Origin of the sequence: Burkholderia sp. Bp8992, from assembly GCF_003853705.1 — a bacterium.
Lineage (GTDB): Bacteria > Pseudomonadota > Gammaproteobacteria > Burkholderiales > Burkholderiaceae > Burkholderia.
On the sequence record NZ_QTQI01000003.1, the window covers coordinates 22,844 to 43,438 of the forward strand.

Below are 20,595 nucleotides of genomic sequence, written 5' to 3' on the forward strand. Positions count from 1 at the left end.
GATCCGGCCCGGAACAGGATGGCGCCGCGGTGCCGCACTGGACGATTTGTTCCGATTCGTATTGGACTCGACGGTGCTTGGCGATAACATGACAGCCCGACGCCCGTGGAATTCACTATGAAGCTGTCATTCGAAGCGCTTGAGGCACTGGACGCGATCGACCGCACCGGCACGTTCGCCGAAGCCGCGGAACTCCTGCACCGCGTCCCGTCTGCGCTGACTTATCTCGTACAAAAGCTCGAAAGCGACCTCGAAGTCGCACTGTTCGACCGGAGCGGACGGCGGGCGAAGCTCACGCACGCAGGCCGCGTGGTCGTCGAAGAGGGCCGCCGGCTGCTGCATGCCGCCGAACAGCTCGAACTCAAGGCGTTGCGTGCGCAGCAGGGCTGGGAAACCGAGCTTCGCATCTGCATCGACGAGATCCTGCCGTTCGAGGCGTTGTGGCCCTACGTGCATACGTTCTATGGACTGGAGATGAACACGCGGCTGCGCCTGTCCACCGAAGTCCTCGGTGGCACGTGGGATGCGCTGATCTCGCGCCGCGCGGATCTCGTCGTCGGCGCGGCCGGCGAGCCGCCGGAACTGCCGGACATCGTCGCGAAGCCGATCGGCACGCTCAAGCATGTGTTCGCCGTGGCCCCGACCCATCCGCTCGCCGCGTTGCCCGAACCGCTGTCGATGGCGTCGGTCGTCGAGCATCGCGGCGCCGTCATCAGCGATACCTCTCGTGAACTGCAGCCGCGCTCGGTCGCCGTCGACGCCGGGCAGCCGTATCTCGCGGTCCCCACGCTCGCCGCAAAACTGGCCGCGCAGTGCGAAGGGCTCGCCGTGGGCACGCTGCCGGATTGCATCGCGGCACGCGCGATCGCGCAGGGCAAGCTCGTCGCACGCCAGGTGACCGGCATGCGCGACACGACGCATTGCTATATCGCGTGGCGCGGCGACGAGGCCGGCCGCGCGCTGCACTGGTGGGTCGATCAGCTCGCCCGCCCCGATCTCGTCGACCGGTTCACCGCGCTCGCCTGATTCCGCCGCTCGTCGGCCGCGCCGCCCGGTCGAACGTTTCCCCGCATTTTCCCGCCGCATCAGCCGAACGAATCGTGCAGGCGCTTCATCTCCTTCTCGAGCCACTCGATCAGGTTGAACGACGCATGCGCCTTCGCGGCCGGCGGGATCATCATCTTCTCCTCGGTCGCGATGTGTTCGCTCAGGGATTCGCACATCAGCCGCCCGATTTCGGGCTTCTTCGCGATCAGCGGCGTCAGGTCGCGGCTGCTCAACTGATAAGCCGTCACGGCGGTCACCGCGTAGACACTCGCATGAAGCTGCGTGCCGGCCAGCACGACGGACTGGCCGATCGCATCGCCGGGCGCCATCCGCCTGACCTCGATGTCGCCGGTCGCGCCCGGCACGAACACCGATGCAACACCGGACCCGACGATCGTCAGCAGGCGCGTATCGGCATTCGACGCGTAGATGACTTCCCCTTTGTGAAATACGCGTGACGCCAGCGCATCGGCCAGCACGGCCAGATCGTCGTCGCCGAGTTGCCGGAAGAGTTCGACCGCGCGCAGCAGCCGTTGACCGCGCGACACCGGCCGGTGAGCAGCAGCCGTCCCGCCGAGCGGGCGCAGCGCGATGTCGGCGGCGGCCAGGTGCCGGTGGGCCAGATCGTAGAGCCGGTTACGCACCGCCACCTTTTTCTGCAGCGCGTCGACGTAACAGACGAGCTCGTATTCGACGGAGTTGGCCCTGAATGCCTTCACGACCGAGACCGGCGCGGGGCTGGCCAGCACGTCAAGCGAACTGGCGGCAGCGCGGTCGAGCGCATCGACGACGACGGCCGGCCGTACTTCCGGATCGATCTCGATCGCCAGCGTCACACCGTGCACGCTCGGGGGTTCGCTCAGGTTGACGATCGTCGCCTTCGCCGCCGCGCTGTTCGGCACGACGACCAGGTTGCCGAGGCTGTTGATCAGCTTGGTCGCGCGCCAGTTGCTTTCGACGATCTGCCCTTCCAGCTCGCCGATCGCCACCGTGTCGCCCAGGCGAAACGGCTGGGTCGTATTCAGCACGAGGCCCGAGAACACGTCGTTCAGCGTGTTCTGGACGGCCAGGCCCAGGATCACGGCCACCGCGCCCGAGGTCGCGACCAGGCCGCTCAGCGGCAGGCCCAGTACATAGCCCAGCGCGGCGACCGCGGCCGCACCGAACACGGCGCCTGCGGCGATGTCGTGAAACAGCCGCTGGTTGCGCCACGCGCGCGGCAACAGCAGATGGTCGAGCAACAGGCTGAACACCAGCGCGCACTGCAGCCACCACGCGACGCCGATCGCCTGGATCGCCAGCCGGTCGAACCGGTCGGGTGACGGCGGCACCGCGAGCGGGCTCACGCCGGTTGCGAACAGCACATAGGTCAGCGCGGCGAACGACGCGCAGCGCCAGACCGCCTTCGTCGTCGAACGGCCCGGCCCGAGCCACCGCCATGCGGCGAGGTCGGCCACGACGATCGGCACGCCCCAGGCGACCGTGGCGGACACGCTCAGCATGCCGGAACGGGCCGCGTGCGTGCCGCGCGGCGGGCGGAGAATCTGCACGATTGCATGGCGTGCGCTACCCGATCCGGCGAGCGGCCGCCGGCAGCGAATCGTGGCGAGACAGGTCGGACTGGACAGGTTTCATGCGGTAGTCGTTCAATGACGCGCGAAGTCGCGGCGGCAACGCATGTGCCGCCGCCCCGCGCTGGCATTCAGTGGCGTCGCGACATCGACGCGAGGCCGGGCGAGCCGATCTCCCGGCCGCATGCGTGCCAATCGCCGAGGGGCGCCGTACATGCAATGTAGACGCACCGGCCGGCCAGGTCCTGTGTCGAGGCTGAAACGTTCTGAATTCGCCGGCGATGCGCGCCGTTACGATTCGCCTGGCGGCACCTCGGCCTCGCCCGCCTCGAACCCGAGTGCGTGCAGTTCGGACCATGCGTCGTGTACGACGCGCGGCGGCCCCGAGGTATGGGCGAGCGCGGCGGCATAGGCGGCCAGCAGGCACACGCGTGCATCCGCGCGCGCCCGAGTCTCGTCCATGTTCCGGATGGCATCGAGCGCTGCGCGCGCCCGTTCGCGACATTCGTCCGCCAGCGACAGATCGAACAGGCACGGGACCGCGACAGCCGCCAGCGCGATGCCGACGTCCGCATCGCCATTCGGCGAAAACGCCCAGTCGAGCGCCGCGCGCAGATTGCCGAGTTCGCGCCGGACCAGGTCGAGCCGCGATTCGGCTCGCAGCCCGTCGCCGGCGCCTGGCGCAAGCCTGAACAACGCATGGAAGTAGTTCGCATGCGCGCGTGCCGCGGCCGCGCATTCGCCGTTGTTCTCGAGCTGTTGCAGCGCATAGGCGCGCGTCGTGGTCAGCAGCCGGTAGCGCGGCGCGCCGTGCGCGCTCTCGAGACTCAGCAGCGACTTCGAGACGAGGCCGGCGATCGTATCGAGCAGGTCCGCATCGGCCAGCCCCTTCGTTCCGACGATATTCCGCACCGCATCGATCGAGAAACTGTCGCGAAACACGCCGAGCCACCGCAACAGCAGGCGCTCCGCGTCCCCGAGCAAGCGGTAGCTCCAGTCGTACATCGCCTGCAGCGTCTGATGACGCGGCAACGCCGTACGAAAACCGCCGGTCAGCAACCTGAAATGGTCGTCGAGATGCGCGGCCAGCACGTCGATGCCGAGCACGGCCGCGCGGGCCGCCGCCAGTTCGATGGCGAGCGGCAGGCCGTCGAGACGCCGGCACACCGATGCCATCAGCGCCACGCTGCGTTCGTCGAGCGGAAAGCGGGGATCGGCGGCACACGCGCGCGCCGAGAACAGCTGCACCGCGCTGGCGCCCAGGATCTCCGCATCGTCGGCGCCTTCGCCGGGGACGTCGAGCGGCAGGATCGGACACAAGCGCTCGCCCTGGATCCGCAGCGCCTCGCGGCTGGTCGCGAGGACGCGCAATCCGGCGTCGGATTCGGTCAGTGCAGTCGCGATCTGCGCGGCGGCATCGAGCAGATGTTCGCAATTGTCGAGCACCAGCAACATCCGGCGGTTCGCCACGCTGGCCAGCACCGCTTCGAGCGTCAGCGATCCGGCCGGCTGGGCGATGCCGAACGCACCAGCCAGTGCGTCGGGCACGAATTGCGGACACGCGACCGTGGCCAGCGACACGAACGCGGCGCCATCCGGATAGCTCCCCTCGGCCCGCATCGCGGCTTCGAGCGCGACCCGCGTCTTGCCGATGCCGCCCGCGCCGACCAGCGTCACGACGCGCGCGGTGTCGAGCGCCGCGAGGACCTCGGCGACGGCCTGCTCACGGCCGACGAGCGCGGTCGGTGCGGCCGTCAGCCGCGACGTCGCGGGACGCGCGGGCGTCGCGCCTTCGGACTGCCGGCCGACCAGCCGGTAGCCGCGCCCCGCCACCGTGACGATCAGGTTCCGGTCGTCGGCCAGCGCCTTGCGCAACGTGGCGATATGCACCTGCAGGTTGTTTTCCTCCACGATCGTGTGCGGCCACACGCGCTGCATGATTTCGTCTTTCGATACCAATGCGCCGTTCGCCCGAATCAGGAGTTCGAGAATTTCGAATGCGCGACTGCCGATACGCAGCAGTTTGCCGTTCGAGCGAATTTCACGTCTGTCGAGAAAAACGTGAAGTGTGCCAATCCGGATCATGGAAATTCTCAATCGATTGCCTTCATCGATGCCCTGTCAGAAATGACACCGGTTTGATGGCAATGCTACGGCATTTGCGCGGCGAAATGATTCAAATAATCAGAACTCAATGAGCAAATTTTTTGAATCGACGAAAACCACGATCGCCGCGACGTTTCCCGCGTGGCTGCCACGCCCGCCCGGCGCGCCCGCGGCATCCTGCATTTTCAATGTACGAAACAGTCGTTCACCCATGAACCATTTTCACAGGATCAACGGCCGATTTGCCGATTTTTTCTCAGTCTCGTTAATTAAAATGGCAGTCCGCGTCGCTTGCGGCAAATAAAACGATAAAACGACGAGCCAAGGACTACGAAACCGAATCCGGTCGTGACGGCCGGCCGGATTTCCCGTTCAGAATGATTCAGGCGCCGCTCAGGACATTCAGCGGCGCGGCGCGCGACGATGATTCCCCGGCGCCAGCGTCGAGCGACCGGCGTCATGCCGCAAGGAACAGAACATGGGTAATCGTATCGCCGGCATCAGGATTCCTGACGGCCCGATCGCACGGGAGGCCGCCGCGACCGTGCGCGCCGACGAACCGGAACTCCTGTTTCGGCACGCGATGCGCGTGTTCGCGTTCGGGTCGATCATCGGGCTGCGGCGCGGCATCGCATTCGACGCCGAGCTGCTTTACGTCGCCGCGCTGTTCCATGATTTCGGACTGACGGAGCGCTACCGGCATTCGCGCCAGCGCTTCGAGATCGACGGCGCGAATGCCGCGCACGCCTTCCTCGGCGGATACGGCATCGCCGACGACGATGCGGCGGAGGTGTGGCGTGCGATCGCGCTGCACACGGCCTTTGGCCTTCACCCGTACATGACGCCGTTGACGACGTTGCTCGGCGCAGCCATCGAGACGGATCTCTTTGCACGTCATTTCGACGAAGTGAGCCGGCCCGAACGCGACGAGATCGTCGACGCGTGGCCACGCGGTCCGTGTTTCAAGGAACTGTATCTCGAGGCGCTCGCCGCGGGCACCGTCCATCGCCCTGCGACTGCGTTCGGCAACGTCTGCGCCGACGTGCTCGAGCGGTGCGACCCGGACTATCGCCGGACGAATTTCTGCGGCCTGGTGCTCGGGTCGAAATGGCCGGAGTGAGCCGGCCGGTGGACCGGGCCCCGCTCACCACGTCGCAGCAACCGCCGCCCGGTCATGCGCGGGCGAACGCCAGCAGTTCGTCGTTCAATCGTTGCGCGTGCGTCAGATTCAACGCATCCGGGCGCCCTGCGCCCCAGTCCTTGCAGTGAATCGAAACGCCGTCGCGTGTCGTGAACGTGCTCATGCGAATGCCTTCCCCGGCGGTGAACAAGCAGCGGCCGACGGCCAGGGCGCGCCGTTCCGCATCATGAATGGGACAGCCTGACGATGAACCGGTCCAGTTCGGACGCGAGGATCACCTCCCGGAAGTTCGCGGGGCGCTTCGCTCCGCGCCATTGCGGCTTGTAGATCGCATCGCCGTAGCGAATCGCGATGCCGGTCAATGCGCAGCGCCCAAGGGCGCGGGACTTTGCGCTGATCCAGCGCTGCTCGTCGTACCGGCAGCGCGTCGGATCGCTCCACGATATCAATACCGACGAATCGGTCTGCCGCTCGGCGGCGACGATCGCGCACCGGCGGCGCACGCCACCGCTCGACGCGGGCGGCGCGTCGTCGCGATGGCGACGGCGCGCGGAGTCAGGGTCGCGAAGATGCGACGGCGCACAGCGGCTCAGGGCCGGCGACGGGTGGAGCAGCGTCATCACGTGCTCCCAGCGATTGAATGCGTCCATGGCGGCGTACCCAGGCAAGTGGCGAGCGGTTCGGATGTCGTTCACCCACCCGCGTCTCGATCGTCATCCTCCGGCGCGCACCGGCAGCGACCCGCGACGGGATGACCTGATGCTGACGATAACGGGCCGCCGCTGAAGAGTCTTGATTCCGGGCTTAATTTTTCTGGCCGGTTCGGCCGCACCGCGTGCACCGCAATCGCGTTCACGAAAATTCAGCGGAATTTCAGTACATCGCGCATGGCCGCGCGATAGCCTCCTGTCGGCGTTCGTTCGCACCCTTCTCGCGCCTGCCGGCACGCGACCGCGAACGCACGCCGGCTGCCGGCGCAAGTGCCTCGCGCGGGCAGTTCCGAACCATTCATCCAACGCGGCATCGTTCCACCGCACGTTCAAGGAGTCCCAATGCGTCCAGCAGACATCGACGCCATTCCCTCGGCGCGTCGCCGAGACATGCTGCTTGCCGGCGCGACCGCCGTTGCAGCCGCCGCGCTGCCGGCTGCTGCCGCTGCCGCCGCCCCCAAACACGCCGCTTCCGCCCATCAAGGAGCCCATGCGATGAATACGATCACCACCAAAGACGGTACGCAGATTTACTTCAAGGACTGGGGCAGCGGCCGCCCGGTCGTCTTCTCGCACGGCTGGCCGCTGTGCGCCGACGCGTGGGACGCGCAGATGCTGTTCCTCGTGCAGCACGGCTACCGCGTGATCGCGCACGACCGTCGCGGTCACGGCCGTTCGAGCCAGCCGTCGCAAGGCAACGACATGGACACGTATGCCGACGATCTCGCGGCGCTGATGAATGCGCTCGACCTGCGCGAAGCCACGCTCGTCGGCCATTCCACCGGCGGCGGCGAAGTCGCGCACTACATCGGGCGCCACGGCACGAAGCGCGTGTCGAAGGCCGTGCTGATCGGCGCCGTGCCGCCGCAGATGGTGAAATCGGCATCCAATCCCGGCGGCCTGCCGATGGACGTATTCGACGGGATCCGCAAGAACGTCGCCGAGAACCGTTCGCAGTTCTACAAGGATCTCGCCGTGCCGTTCTTCGGCTACAACCGTCCGGGCGCCAAGGTGTCGCAGGGCACGATCGACGCGTTCTGGGCACAGGGCATGATGGGCGGCATCCATGGCCAGTATCTGTGCGTCAAGGAATTCTCCGAGGTCGACTACACCGACGACCTGAAGAAGATCGACGTCCCGACGCTGATCCTGCACGGCGACGACGACCAGATCGTGCCGATCGACGATTCGGCCCGCCTGTCCGCGAAGATCGTGAAGCACGCGGAGCTCAAGGTGATCCCCGGCGGATCGCACGGGATGTGCGTCGTCGACGCCGACCGGATCAATGCCGAACTGCTCGCCTTCCTGAAGGCGTAAGCAACGTGGCAAGGCGCGCCCGGCCCTAAGGCCGGCGCGCCTTTCAGGATGTTTAAGGATTTTTCAGGTCGTCGCCATTCCGGTGCGGCGGGCGCAATCGCCAAGATCGTCGATGCGGCATGTCGGTCGATCCGGCGTCGGGCGCTCACGGCGCACGCGCCGGCCTGAGCAGCATGCCGATCAACACGCCCGCGACCGCGAAAGCCGTCGCGACACGAAAATTGTCGGCGAGCGCGAGCGTCGTCGCCTGGACGCGGACGGCCCGATCGAGCAACAGGTAAGTCGCCTGGTCGCCCGTCGCGAAGGTCGCGCCGTGCGACACGAGCGACGCGGCGCCGGCCCGCAGGCGCTCCAGCGTTTGCGGATCCGACAGCGTGACATGCAGACCGACGAGATTCGAATGGGTAGCCTCCATGATGCGCTGGATCACCGCGATCGACGTCGTGCCGAGCTGCCCGCTCAGCAGGCGCGTCGTCTGCACGACGGCGCCGAACGTCAGCGCGTGCTCGGCCGTTACATGCTTGCCGAAAAAGAAGATGACCGACGTGAGCGCCATCGTCTGCCCCAATGCCTGGATCAATTGCGACGGGATGAAGTCGGGTTCGGCCCAGACGGGCGTGAGGCGTGCGCCGAGCGCGAACGCGACCGCCACCATCGCGAAGCCCGCCACGATGAGCCGGCGCGGATCGACGCGTTGCAGCAGCCAGGCCACGCACGGCGCGAACAGCAGTTGAGGAATCGCGATCCAGCGCAGCGTATCGCCGATCTGCAGCGGACGCAGCCCGTAGGTGCTCGCGAGAAACGCCGACGGAATGAAGCTCGTGTTGAGCACGGTAAAGCGCACGAGGCCGACGAGCAGGATCAGCAACGCGACGTTGGGCAGCGCGAGGTAGCCGAGATCGAGCCCGGCCCGTCGCGACGCCAGTTCGTGGATCAGGAACGCGGCCACCATCACGATGCCGGTGCCCAGCAGCGCGACGATCAGCGGCGACTGGAACCAGAACAGCCGTTCGCCCTGGTCGAGCGAGACGCACAGGCAGGCGAACCCGCCGGCGCCAAGCAGCATGCCGCGCGTGTCGATGCCGGACGCGAAGCGCTTGATGGGCTCGGTGGACAGCGACAGCATCAGGCAGACGATGAACGGCACGGTCAGCAGTGCGTTCTGCCAGAACAGCCAGCGCCAGCTCAGGTGTTCGCTGTACCAGCCTTCGAGCGTCGCCGACAGGTTGAGCGACATCTCGAGGTTCATCGCATACGCGGCGATGCCGAACGGGATCAGCCGCGGCGGCAGCGTGCGGACGACGAACCCGACCGTCAGCGGCACGAACACGCCGGACGCGAGGCCGGCCACGCTCTGGAACACGATGAACGTGCCGAAGTTCGTACACAGCGGCAGCACGCTTTCGACGACCAGGAATATTGCGGCACCCGCCAGCAGCACGCGGCGCGTCCCGAACACGAAGGCCGCCGCGATCGCGAGCGGCCCGACGAACATCTGCGACGCGGTGAACGCGGTGTTGATCCATGCGCCCTCGTCGAACCCGACGCCGAGCGCGCCACGTACGTCGGCGAGCCCGAGCGACGTGATGCGCGACGTCAGCGTCGAGATGATCGCGCCGAGCAGCACGGCCGCGATCGCGGCGATCGAACGAAACGTCGGTATGTCGGCGGCCGGCGCGGCGGCCGGCCCCGGTGTGGCGCCACCGGGGGCGAACGTGGTATTCATCGTCGAGCGGCTCCCGCACAAAAGGCTCGCGCAAGCATAGCGCGATGTGACGAATCCCGTCTGTTCCATGGAGTATCCCGATCGTGACCCCGAACTCGCCGGACACGCCGCCCACTGCCGCCGCACGGTCGCGCAGGTGGCCAGTCGTACTGATCGCCGGATGCGCGCTGTCGCTCGTCGCGCTGCTGGTCTACGAATTCGACGCGCATGACCGCGGCACCGACGACGCATACGTGACGGGCCACCTGCACGTGATCTCGCCGCGCGTGGCCGGCACGGTCGAGCGCGTGCTGGTGAACGACAACCAGTTCGTGCACGCGGGCGACCCGCTCGTGCAGCTCGACCCGCGCGATTTCGACGTGCGCGTCGCGCTGCAGCGAGCCCGCGTTGCACAGGCGCACTCCGATGCGAGCCGCGCGAAGGCGCTGGTCGAACAAGCCGACGCAGCGCTCGTGTCGGCGCACGCGGACGCCGAGAAGGCCGAGCTCGACTACGCACGGGCACGCGAGCTGACCCGCGAAACGCCGCGCGGGCTGTCGCAGCAGGAATTCGATGCCGCCAACGCGGCACGCAAGTCCGCCCGCGCGCGCATCGAGGCGGCCGAAGCGCAGCAGCGCAGCGCGCAGGCCGCGCGGCAGGCTGCCGATGCCGTGTCGAACCAGAACGACGCCGAGTTGCGCGATGCGGAGCTCCAGCGCCAGTACACGACCGTCGTGGCGCCGTCGGACGGCGCCGTCGGCAAGAAGACCGTCGAGACCGGCGAGCACGTCGCGCCCGGACAGGCGCTGCTCACGGTCGTCGAACCGCACCCGTGGGTGGTGGCGAACTTCCGCGAAACCCAGCTCCGGCACGTCCGCACCGGCGACGTCGTGCAACTGCGCTTCGACGCGCTGCCGGACCGGACCTACAGCGGACACGTCGACAGCCTGTCGCCCGCGACGGGCGGGCAGTTTGCACTGCTGCCGCCCGACAACGCGACCGGCAATTTCACGAAGGTCACGCAGCGGGTGCCCGTCAAGATCCTGCTGGACGGCCCGGCCTCGACCGAACCGCGCATTCGGCCCGGCCTGTCGGTCATCGTCTCGCTGCAACGCGGCCGCACGCAGCCATGACCCGCATCGCCGCCCTGCTCGCTGCCGGCCTGCTGAGCGCGTGCACGATCGCGCCGCAGCCGCTCGCCCCCGTCGCGGTCGGATCCGACCGGTTCCGCCATGCGGATGCGCGCGGCGAACCGGCCCCGTCGCTTGCCGAATGGCCCGCATCGTTCGGCGATCCGCCGCTCGTCGCGCTCGTCGATGCCGCACTCGCCGGCAACCACGACATCCGCGCCGCCGCGGCGCGCGTCGACCAGGCGCAGGCGCTGCTCGGTGTGCGCGAAGCCGCACTCGCGCCCACCGTCGGTGTCGATCCGTCGTTCAGCCGCTCGCGCGTATCCGGCACGGTCGACAACGCGTTGCCGAAACGCACGATGCACAACTGGTCGGTGCCGTTCAATGCCGGCTATGAAGTCGATCTGTGGGGACGCCTGCGCGGCGATGCGGAGATCGGCAGGCAGAACGTGCTGCAGGCAGACGCGGATCGTGCGGCCGTTCGCCTGCGCGTCGCGACCGATGTCGCGAGCGACTACCTGACGCTCCATTTCGTCGAGCAGGATCTCGCGACGCTCGCCCGCGCGATCGAGCTGCGACGCACCGCGCTCGACGTGATCGCCGCGCGCGTGCGGGCCGGCGCGGCAAGCGACCTCGACGCGCTGCGTGCGGCGGCCGATCTCGATACGGCGCGTGCCGATCTCGCGGACAGCCGGCGGCTGCGCGAAAACCTCGTCGACGCGCTCGCCGTGCTGACCGGTGTCTCGCCGACCGCATTCACGGTCGCGCCGACGGCCTCCGTCATCCGCGTGCCGGAGGTGCCACCCGGCCTGCCGTCCGTGCTGCTCGCGCAACGGCCGGACGTCCATGCAGCGGCGCGCCGCGTCGACGCGGCGTCGCTCGAAATCGGCGTCGCCCGCACCGCGTGGCTTCCGACCTTGACGCTGACCGCCCAGGGCGGGTTCGCCAGCCGCGATCTCGGCACGTTTCTCGACCGCAACAGTTCGCTGTGGGGCCTCGGCGCGAGCGTGGCCGAAACGGTATTCGACGGCGGCAAGCGCAACGCCGCGGTGGCCGCCGCGACGGCCGGCGCGGCGCTCGCCGACGCGAACTATCGCGCGACCGCGCTGGGTGCGCTGCGCGAAGTTCAGGACGCGCTCAACGACATCGCCGCGCAGAAAGAGCGGATCGTGCGCTACGACAGCGCGGCACGCGCCACCGAAGCAGCGGCGCGGTTGTCGCTGAGCCGCTACGGGCACGGCTACGTCAGCTATCTCGAGGTCATCGACGCGGACCGCGACGCGCTGGCTGCGCAACGCCAGCTGATCCATAGCCGGCAGGCACTCGCCATCGCAACGGTCAATCTCGTGCGTGCGCTGGGCGGCGGGTGGACGCCGCCTGCTGCGGAACCGGCGAAGGTCGCGAATCGCGAAGCGCGGTTCTGAAAGAACGTCGACGCGCCGCGTGAATCGATCGCGCCGCATCCGCCGAAGCAAGACCCGTCGCGGATCGCGCGAAAACGTTCGGAATACTCAAGACGGTTGCGGGAAGACGATCGTCACGCCCGGCCCCGTCGAAGCCGGCACCGTTGCGTCGAACGATCCGGCGCGCCCGCTCAGTCGCGTGCGCCGGCCGGGCCCACGCCCAGCGCTTCGGCTTGCCGCACGAGATCCGGCAGCGTGCGGACCTGCATCTTCTTCATGACCTGAGCCCGATGCACCTTCACCGTGATTTCCTGCAGGCCGAGATTCGCTGCGATCTGCTTGTTCATCAGGCCCGCGACCACCTGGCTCATCACTTCGCGCTCGCGTGGCGTCAACGAGGCATAGGCACCGCGCACCGCGTCCAGCGCACGATCGCGCGCGAGGCGCTCGCCGTCGCGGGCCAGTGCGCGGCCGACGGCATCGAGCATCGTTTCGTCGTCGAACGGCTTCGTCAGGAAGTCGAGCGCGCCGCCCTTCATCGCCTTGACCGTCGTGGCTACGTCGCCGTAACCCGTCATGAACAGGATCGGCACGTTCAGGCCCGCCCGCACCACTTCCTCCTGAAGCGCCAGCCCGCTCTCGTCGGCAAGACGCACGTCGAGGATCAGGCAGCTCGGCACGGCAGGCCGCTCGAATGCGAGAAACGCCTGCGACGACGCGAACGTCTCGACGCGCCATCCCGCCGAACGCAACAGCGAACTCAACGCGCGCCGCAGCGTTTCGTCGTCGTCGACCACATAGACGATCGACGTCATGTCCGGCGTGCTCGCCATTGCATTCCCCGTGTAAGGCATCCGCTTCATTATCGAATGATAAACGAAGAACGGGCCGACCGGAACCGCCGCACCGGACGCGGCGCGGCCGGCCGACGGGCCGCCGCTCACGCCGGCGGCGCGCCGGATGCAGCCTGCTCGATCAGGTTGAGCACGTCGTCCGATGGAAACGGCTTGCGCAGGAACGCGAACGCGCCTTGCGCAAGCGCGCGACGGACCGACTCGTCGTCGCCGTGCGCCGACATGAAGATGACCGGAAGCGTCACCTTGCGCTCGACCAGCAGGCGCTGGACGTCGAAACCGCTCATCCCCTTCAGCTTCAGATCGACCAGCACGCAAACCACGCCGTCCAGCAGGCCGGCCGCGAGGAATGCCTCGCCCGACTCGAACGGCAATGCGGTATGGCCAGCCGATTTCAGCAGGCTGGCAAGACTCTTACGGACCGACGCATCGTCATCGATGATGCAAACAATCGCCATTGAATGGGAACCTGAAAATTTTGCCAATCCGGCACAGCGCGACGCCGCGTGCGCCGCGCCGACAGGCGTTACCGCCGCGCGCCGCGCCCGCCCGTCCCGGATGTCATGCGTATGCCCCTGCCGCCAGCAGCGGTTGCACGGGCGCTGCCGGCGGCGGCGCGGCAGCGCGTTCCTCGCCGACGACGGACGCACACCGCGCATGGACGCGGCCGGCTTCGCCCGACTCCATCAGCTTCTCGAGCGCGAACGCGCGTACCACCTCGAGCAGCGAATAACGCTTCGAGAGTCCGACCGAATGGACGACCAGCAGCGATTTCGATGCAAGGCCGACCAGGCAGTCGAGCACGCGGGTGGCACCCAGTTCGTCGCAGGCCGCCAGCGCGCACGCCGCGTCCAGCCGGAATGCATCCGGAAACGCCGCGAGGCGGCACAGCACGGTGCGCTCCGCATCGTCGAGCAACCGATAGCTCCACTCGATGGTGGCCCTGAGGGTCTGCTGGCGCGGATGCGCCGTACGCAGACCGCCCGACAACGACAGCACGGACTTGTCGAGATCGGCTGCCAGCCCCTGGATCCCGAGCAACGCGACGCGGGCCGCACCGAGTTCGAGCGCGAGCGGCAGGCCGCTCAGGCGGCGGCAGATGGACGCGATCGCGTCCAGCGTATTCGCATCCGCGGGAATGTCGGTGCCCATCGCGCGAGCCCGTGCCAGGAACATGCGGACGGCGCCGCACGCGACGATCTCGTCGTCGTCCGCGCCGGCCGGCGGCACGGGCAGCGGCCCGACGCGATAGACGCGCTCGCCGGCGACACGCAGCGGTTCGCGGCTGGTCACGACGAGTATCGCGCCGGCATTCGCGTCCGCGATCGCTTCGCAGAGGTCCGCCAGTTCGTCGACATGCTGCTCGGCATTATCGAGCACCAGCATCACGCGCTGCCCGGCGATCGCGCGCACGACATCGGCCGGCGCGGCGTGCGGGCCGCCCGGCAGGTCGAGCGCGTCCAGCAGCGCGGACTCCAGCGTCGCGCCGCCCTGCCAGCCGGCGAGATCGATCCGGGCCATCTCGATGCCGTGCATCGCCGACCAGGCCGTGGCGACCTCCAGCGCGAGATGCGTCTTGCCGACGCCGCCGGGCCCGACCAGCGTGACGAGCGCCTCGTGCTCGAGCAGCGCGTGCAGCTCGGCTGCTTCCTGCTCGCGGCCGATCAGCGGACATTTGCGCGGTGCGCTACCCAGGCGGATGCCGCGCGCCGGCGCGATCCCGTCCGGCTGACGGACGGCATGCGCCAGGTCGACCGGCGGCGCGAGCCGATAGCCGCGACCCGATTCGGTTCGTATCCACCCGTGCTTGCTGCCGAACAGCTTGCGCAGCGCCGAGATATGCACCTGGATGTTGTTCTCGACCACGATCGTGTTCGGCCACACCGCCTGCATGATCTCGTCCTTCGACACGAGCCTGCCGGCCGCCTTCACCAGCAGCTCGAGAATCTCGAATGCCCGGGCGCCGATATACCGGGGCTGCCCGTCGACGCGAACTTCGCGGCATTCAAGGGAAACCGTTACCCGCCCGAACGTGTACATGATCCGCACTCGCTTATGCTGCTCCGCACCTTGCGCCGCCTCGCGAAGCGACACCCCCTGGTTCGCCCGCCGGATCCGCATCGCTGCGTACCGGGAGACTTGACCCTATCGTATGGCGCGGCAGGCGCGCCGGCCATTATCCATAGGTTTAGTCGGGTACCGGCCGGCCCGGTCGACGGAAACGACGTGCACGCAGGTACTGCGGAGTTCGTCCGGCTGGTGGACAATGCACGGGCCGCCGCACGACCGTGCGCAGTCCAGCCCGGCCGATTCCGCATGACGAGCCGGTTACGCCCTGTTCCACCCAGCCTGCCCCCACCGTGAACCAACCCTTGCACGCCCCGAACGACCCGAAGCCAATGGATGCCGACTGGCTGGCACGCGCCCGCCTGTCGAATGCCGTCCGCTCGGGCGACGTGCTGCGGTTCGACCTGGCCGACGCCGAAACGGGGCGCGTGTGGTCCGCGTGTCAGACCGGGTGGGAATCCGACCAGCGCTGCCGGCAGTTCGAGCACGAATACGCATTGAACGAAGCGCTGGACCCGGCGTGGGCGCTCACGCCGGTTGCGCTGATCCGCGCCGCGGATGGCCCGGTGCTCGTCTATCCGCGCCCGAACGTGCGCGTGTTCGACGCGCTGGCGGACGGGCGGCTGCCGCTCGACGTCTTGCTCGATGCGGCGATCCAGGCCGTGCGCGCGCTCGGCGAGCTTCACCGGCGCGGCTGGCTGCATGGCGATCTGCAACCGGCCAGTTTCGTCATCGCACCGGACGGCACGGTCATGCTCCGCTCGTTCGCCCATGCGTGGGACCGCCGGACGGAACGCGCGGCGGCGAGCACGATGCGCGCCGATTTCGCTGCCTACGCGGCGCCCGAAGTCTCGGAAGGCTCATGGGTCGACGAACGCTCCGACCTGTACGCGTTCGGCATCACGCTGTTCCGCCTGCTGACGGGCGCGATGCCTTACAAGGCGGCGTCGACGTCCGAATGGATGCACGCGCACGTCGCCATGCAGCCGGCGCCGGCCACGACCTTTCGCGACGACGTGCCGGCCGTCCTGAACGACCTGATCCTGAAACTGATCGCCAAGGAGCCCGCCGATCGCTACCCGTCCTGCGAAACGGTGCAGCACGATCTCGAACGTGTCCTGCGCGACTGGCTGGCGGCAGGTCGCGTCGAGCCGTTCGCGCTCGGCGGCAACGATCCGCTCGCCCGTTTGCACGCGCCGGACCTGCTGGTCGGCCGCGAAGCCGAATCCCGCCGGCTCGAGGCGGTGCTGGCGGCCGTGTCGCGAACCGGCGAGACGGCCATCGTGCTGATCGACGGGCCGGCCGGCATCGGCAAGACCGCGCTCGCGGAGGACTTCATGCGCCATGCGCGAGCGGCATCGCGCCCGCCCTGGTGCACGTCGGCGAAAGTCGATCAGTTCCAGCCCGCACGGCCCTACGCGCCCGTGCTGCAGGCATTGCGCACGCTGCTCGGCAGCGCGCTGGCCAGGCCCGAGGACGAGATCGCGGCGATCGCCGCGCGGCTGCGCGACTGCGTGGGCCGTCAGGCCGGCCCGCTGTCCGGCATCTTCCCGGAGATTGCATGGCTGCTCGATGTCGAGCCCGTCGCGTTCGATCCTGCCGATACGATTCCGGAATTTCATCTGTGCCAGATCGTCGTGAATGCCTTCCGTGCGTTCGCGGCGCCGGCCGAACCGCTCGTCATGGCACTGGACGACATTCAGTGGGCAGACGACGCGACCCTCGCGTTTCTCGCGTCGATCGCGGTCGACCCGCCGGCCAACTTCTGCATCGTGGCCGGTTATCGAAGCGGCCCGCAACACGACCACCGGCCGGCCTTCCGCCGCTTCCTGCAACAGCTCGACCCCGCCCGCCTGTCGGCGCTGACGCTGGCGCCGCTCGATGTGCCCGACGTCACGCACATGCTGGCCGGCATGCTCGGGGAGGCGCCGGCCCGGCTGTCCGGCCTCGGCGACATCGTTCACCGCAGGACGGGCGGCAATCCGTTCTACATCCAGCAACTGCTGCGCACGCTGATCGACGAGCGGCTCCTCGGCTACGACCCGGCGACGCAAACGTGGCAATGGCATTCGGCCGACATCGACGCGCGCCACCTGACCGAGAACGTCGTGAGCCTGCTCGCGATCCGAATGCAGCGGCTGCCGGCCGAATCGAGAACGCTGCTGTCGCTGCTGGCCTGTATCGGCACCGATGCCGACGACGCCCTGTTGTGCGCGGCCGCCGGCAAGACGTTTGCCGAACTCCGCTTCTGGCTGGACCCCGTGCGCCAGGCGGGCTTCGTGTCGCTTTCGGAAAACCGCTGGCGCTGCGTTCACGACCGCGTCGTCGAGGCCGTCCATGCGCTCGCCGGGCACGCGGAGCGGGCGCAGTGCCACGCCCGGATCGCCGCCGCGATGCTCGGCCGCACGCACGCGCAGTCGACCGAATCGCTGCTGGAACTCGCCGCCCAGATCGAGCAGGCGAAAGCCGCGCCGCTCGACGGCGCGCTCGCGCTCGCTTTCGCGGAGGCGCTGGTCGCGGCCGCGGAGGCGGCGGCTACGGCCGCCGCGTGCGAGCGCGCGTTGTCGTTTCTCGCGTCCGCACAAGCGCTGCTCGGTCCGCACGCATGGTTGCAACACGACGGCCTCGCGAGCCGGATCGGCATCCTGCGCAGCCGCCTGCTGCTCGCGATCGGCGAAACCGCGCAGGCATCGGACGCGATCGACGAGCTCATGGCACGTACACGCACGCCGGCCGATCGCGCCGAGGCACACCGGCTGAAGGCCGCGCAGCTCACCGTGGAATCGCGCTACCGGCAGGCCGTCGACGTCGCGCTGGCCGGGCTGGCGCAGCTCGGCGTGGAACTGCCGGCCGAGCCAGCCGAGGCCGATCTCGCGGCGGCCTGCGACGCCGTGCGGGAAGCACTCGACGGCCGCGCCATCCGCGACCTCGTCGACCTGCCCCTGATGACCGATACGCGCGTCGAAGCGACGATGGCGCTGCTGACCGCACTCGAAGCCGCGATGTTCTATCCGAGCGGCGGGCTGATGCTGCTGCATTTCGCGACGATGGTCCGGCTGACCCTGCGCCACGGCGTCACCGCCGCGTCGGTGCAGGGGCTCGCGTGGTACGGCGTCGGCATCGCCGAGCATCACGACGCGTTTGAAGACGGCTTCGAATTCGCGAAGGTCGCGCTCGCGCTGGTCGATCGCCACGGCTTCGAGCGCTACCGCTCGGCGACGCTGATCGCGCTCGACCAGGTGAGCGTCTGGACCCAGCCGCTGTCGTACGCACTCGACCGTGCGCGCGATGCGAAAGCGGCGGGCAATGCGAGCGCCGAGCTGCGCTGGATGTGCTACAGCTGCAACCACATCGTCAGCGATCTGCTCTCGATGGGCGAAGCGCTGCCGGCGATCCGCGACGAAATCGATCCGCTGCTGCAGATCGCGCGCGGCGCGCGATACGACGACATCGTCGACCTCGTGTCCACCCAGTCCGAATTCGTCGACGCGCTGCAACTTGGTTACCACCTGCCGATCGGCACCTGGCGCGCCCGTGCGTCGACGAAGACGCCGATGACGGTCCTGCAGTTCTGGACCGACGTGCTCGCCGGGCAGGCGGCCTTCATCTACGGCGACGCGGACGCGGCGCGTGCGTCGCTCGATGCCGCCGCATCGAGCGCGTGGTCGACGCCCGCGCACATCATGCTGTCCGACTTCCACCTGTTCGGCGTGCTGGCCGGAATCGCGAGCGATCGCGGCGCCACGCCGCCCGAGCGGCTGCTCGAACGGCATGCGCCGCAACGCGCCCGCTTCGCCGCGTGGAGCGAGCACAATCCGGCCACGTTCCGCAACAAGCTCGCGCTGATCGACGCCGAATTCGCGCGCGTGCGCGGCGATCATGTCGTCGCGATGCAGCAGTACGAGTCCTCGGCCAGCCTCGCGGCGGAACACGGTTTCGTGCACGAACAGGCGCTCGCGCACGAACTGGCCGCGCATCACGCCACCTCGCTCGGACTCGCCGGCCCCGCACGCCACCAGCTGCGGCTCGCCCATGCGTGCTACCGGCGCTGGGGCGCGACCGGCAAGGCGCAGGCGATGGAAGTGCAGCATCCGTTCCTCGTGATGGACCCGTCGCCGGGCCGCACGGCCATGCCCGCGCGCGAAGATCTCGATTTCGCGCTCGCGATGCGCGCAGCCCATCTGCTGTCCGAAGAAATCGTGCTGGAGCGCCTGATCCAGACGCTGATGCGCAACATGATCGAATACGCCGGCGCACGCTACGGGCTGCTGCTGCTCGCCCGGCACGACCGGCTGACGATCGAGGCGACCGCGCGCGTCGTCGGCAGCGACGTGATCGTCGATATCGCCCGCGGCGAACCCACCGAGCAGGATGTCCCGCTGTCGATCCTGAATACCGTCGCCCGGACCCGCAAGCAGGTCGTGCTCGCAAATGCACAGCGCGAAGGCGTGCCCGACCACGCCGACAGCCTGCGCGCCCACCCGACGCGCTCGCTGTTCTGCCTGCCGTTGTTGAAGCAGGGTGCGCTGATCGGCATGCTGTATCTCGAGAATGCATTGACCAACGGCGTGTTTTCGCCGCGGCGTATCGCAATGCTGGAAGTGCTCGCGCCGCAAGCGGCCAATGCGCTCGAATCCGCCCGGCTCTATGCGGAACTGATCGACGAGAATGCGCGCCGGCTCGAGACCGAGGCCGCGCTGCGGCATGCACGGACCGAGCTCGCACGCACCGCGCACATGACGGTGATGGCCGAGCTGGCCGCGTCGATCGCGCACGAGATCAATCAGCCGCTGACGAGCATCGTGTCGAGCGTCGGCGCGTGCATGCGCTGGCTGCGCGGCACGCAACCCGATCTCGGCGAAGCGCTCGCGAGCCTCGAAGACATCCGTGCCTCCGGCGTGCGTGCGGCCGACATCGTCCGCGCGTTGCGATCGCTCGCACGCCAGGCACCGCCCGCGCTGGCCCCCCTCGCGATCGACGACCTGATTCGCGACATGCTGCATCTCACCGCGACCGAAATCGACGCGAAGCAGGTCGCGCTACGCGTCGACCTGCAATGCGGCGATATCGCCGTGATGGCGGATCGCACCCAGCTCCAGCAGGTGATCCTGAACCTGGTCACCAACGCGCTCGACGCGACCGACGGACTGGCCACGTCGCGCGAGCTCGAGATCGCTTCGCACGTCGGCGACGGTCATGCAGTCGTCTCCGTCGCCGACCGCGGCGCCGGCATCGATGCCGACATCGCGAACCGGATCTTCGATCCGTTCTTCACGACGAAATCGCACGGCATGGGGATGGGCCTGGCGATCTGCCGCTCGATCGTCGAAGCGCATGGCGGCACGCTCGACGCCGCGCCGCGCGACGGGAACGGCACCGTGCTGACGTTCCGGCTGCCGGTGTCGACGACACGCTGACGCATGAACGCCCGCGCTGGAACGGGCCGTGCGCCCGTTCAGAACGTTTCAGCGCAGCTTCAGGAAATGACGCCGGCGCGCGCGTAGACTGCTTCCATCCACTCGCGCGCAGGCCACGGCTCGCACG

The 20,595-nt window shown here is 68.5% G+C and carries 15 protein-coding genes; 6 read left to right on the top strand and 9 right to left on the bottom strand.

Translation table 11 applies throughout. The features are described from left to right. Window positions 1-117: 117 nt before the first annotated feature. Complete coding sequence (locus tag DIE03_RS05300) at window positions 118-1,026, top strand: LysR family transcriptional regulator (RefSeq protein ID WP_124448197.1); 909 nt, start codon at window positions 118-120, stop codon at window positions 1,024-1,026. 59 nt (window positions 1,027-1,085) lie between these two features. Here the strand turns inward: DIE03_RS05300 and DIE03_RS05305 are convergent, their stop codons facing one another. The 3 genes from DIE03_RS05305 to DIE03_RS38650 form a co-directional block, all read right to left on the bottom strand. Further along, on the bottom strand, window positions 1,086-2,597 hold the full coding sequence (locus tag DIE03_RS05305; RefSeq protein WP_260434800.1) for a mechanosensitive ion channel family protein: 1,512 nt from the start codon (window positions 2,595-2,597) through the stop codon (window positions 1,086-1,088). A 312-nt stretch (window positions 2,598-2,909) separates the two neighbouring features. Continuing rightward, window positions 2,910-4,703, bottom strand: a complete 1,794-nt coding sequence (locus DIE03_RS05310; protein ID WP_124448199.1) for a winged helix-turn-helix domain-containing protein — start codon at window positions 4,701-4,703, stop codon at window positions 2,910-2,912. A gap of 99 nt (window positions 4,704-4,802) precedes the next feature. Continuing rightward, a complete protein-coding gene (locus DIE03_RS38650) occupies window positions 4,803-4,937 on the bottom strand; it encodes a hypothetical protein (RefSeq protein ID WP_260434801.1) in 135 nt (44 codons plus the stop codon). Between the two features lie 265 nt (window positions 4,938-5,202). Here DIE03_RS38650 and DIE03_RS05315 point away from each other — a divergent pair, with 265 nt between their 5' ends. Then, window positions 5,203-5,844: an HD domain-containing protein gene (locus DIE03_RS05315; RefSeq protein ID WP_124448201.1), complete on the top strand. Its 642-nt coding sequence runs from the start codon at window positions 5,203-5,205 to the stop codon at window positions 5,842-5,844. A gap of 52 nt (window positions 5,845-5,896) precedes the next feature. On the opposite strand, the gene DIE03_RS38655 is transcribed toward DIE03_RS05315, so the two are convergent. Beyond that, window positions 5,897-6,028 (bottom strand): hypothetical protein, encoded by a 132-nt coding sequence (locus tag DIE03_RS38655; RefSeq protein ID WP_260434802.1) that lies wholly within the window; start codon window positions 6,026-6,028, stop codon window positions 5,897-5,899. Window positions 6,029-6,089: 61 nt separating this feature from the next. Next, window positions 6,090-6,515: a DUF3331 domain-containing protein gene (locus DIE03_RS05320; protein WP_124448830.1), complete on the bottom strand. Its 426-nt coding sequence runs from the start codon at window positions 6,513-6,515 to the stop codon at window positions 6,090-6,092. Between the two features lie 555 nt (window positions 6,516-7,070). Here DIE03_RS05320 and DIE03_RS05325 point away from each other — a divergent pair. Beyond that, window positions 7,071-7,892, top strand: coding sequence for an alpha/beta fold hydrolase (locus DIE03_RS05325; RefSeq protein WP_124448203.1), 822 nt, complete (start codon window positions 7,071-7,073; stop codon window positions 7,890-7,892). Window positions 7,893-8,037: 145 nt separating this feature from the next. Here the strand turns inward: DIE03_RS05325 and DIE03_RS05330 are convergent, their stop codons facing one another. Next, the gene (locus DIE03_RS05330) at window positions 8,038-9,618 is read right to left on the bottom strand and encodes an MFS transporter (RefSeq protein ID WP_124448205.1); all 1,581 of its coding nucleotides are present in this window, start codon (window positions 9,616-9,618) and stop codon (window positions 8,038-8,040) included. An 83-nt stretch (window positions 9,619-9,701) separates the two neighbouring features. Between DIE03_RS05330 and DIE03_RS05335 the strand changes: the two genes are divergently transcribed. Next, window positions 9,702-10,730 carry an HlyD family secretion protein gene (locus DIE03_RS05335; RefSeq protein WP_124448207.1) on the top strand — a complete coding sequence of 343 codons (1,029 nt, stop codon included), beginning with the start codon at window positions 9,702-9,704 and terminating at the stop codon, window positions 10,728-10,730. Further along, entirely contained in the window at window positions 10,727-12,151 is a 1,425-nt protein-coding gene (locus DIE03_RS05340) for an efflux transporter outer membrane subunit (protein ID WP_124448209.1), read from the top strand. Before DIE03_RS05335 ends, DIE03_RS05340 begins: the two co-directional genes overlap by 4 nt. A 170-nt stretch (window positions 12,152-12,321) precedes the next feature. On the opposite strand, the gene DIE03_RS05345 is transcribed toward DIE03_RS05340, so the two are convergent. The 3 genes from DIE03_RS05345 to DIE03_RS05355 all read right to left on the bottom strand — a co-directional run bounded on the left by DIE03_RS05345 (window position 12,322) and on the right by DIE03_RS05355 (window position 15,024). Then, entirely contained in the window at window positions 12,322-12,963 is a 642-nt protein-coding gene (locus DIE03_RS05345; protein WP_221623671.1) for a response regulator transcription factor, read from the bottom strand. A gap of 107 nt (window positions 12,964-13,070) precedes the next feature. After that, window positions 13,071-13,442 (bottom strand): response regulator transcription factor, encoded by a 372-nt coding sequence (locus DIE03_RS05350; RefSeq protein ID WP_124448213.1) that lies wholly within the window; start codon window positions 13,440-13,442, stop codon window positions 13,071-13,073. Between the two features lie 103 nt (window positions 13,443-13,545). Beyond that, entirely contained in the window at window positions 13,546-15,024 is a 1,479-nt protein-coding gene (locus DIE03_RS05355) for a winged helix-turn-helix domain-containing protein (protein WP_185658106.1), read from the bottom strand. 359 nt (window positions 15,025-15,383) lie between these two features. On the opposite strand from DIE03_RS05355, the gene DIE03_RS05360 reads away from it, so the two are divergent. After that, the gene (locus DIE03_RS05360) at window positions 15,384-20,468 is read left to right on the top strand and encodes an ATP-binding sensor histidine kinase (protein WP_124448216.1); all 5,085 of its coding nucleotides are present in this window, start codon (window positions 15,384-15,386) and stop codon (window positions 20,466-20,468) included. Window positions 20,469-20,595: the final 127 nt, after the last annotated feature.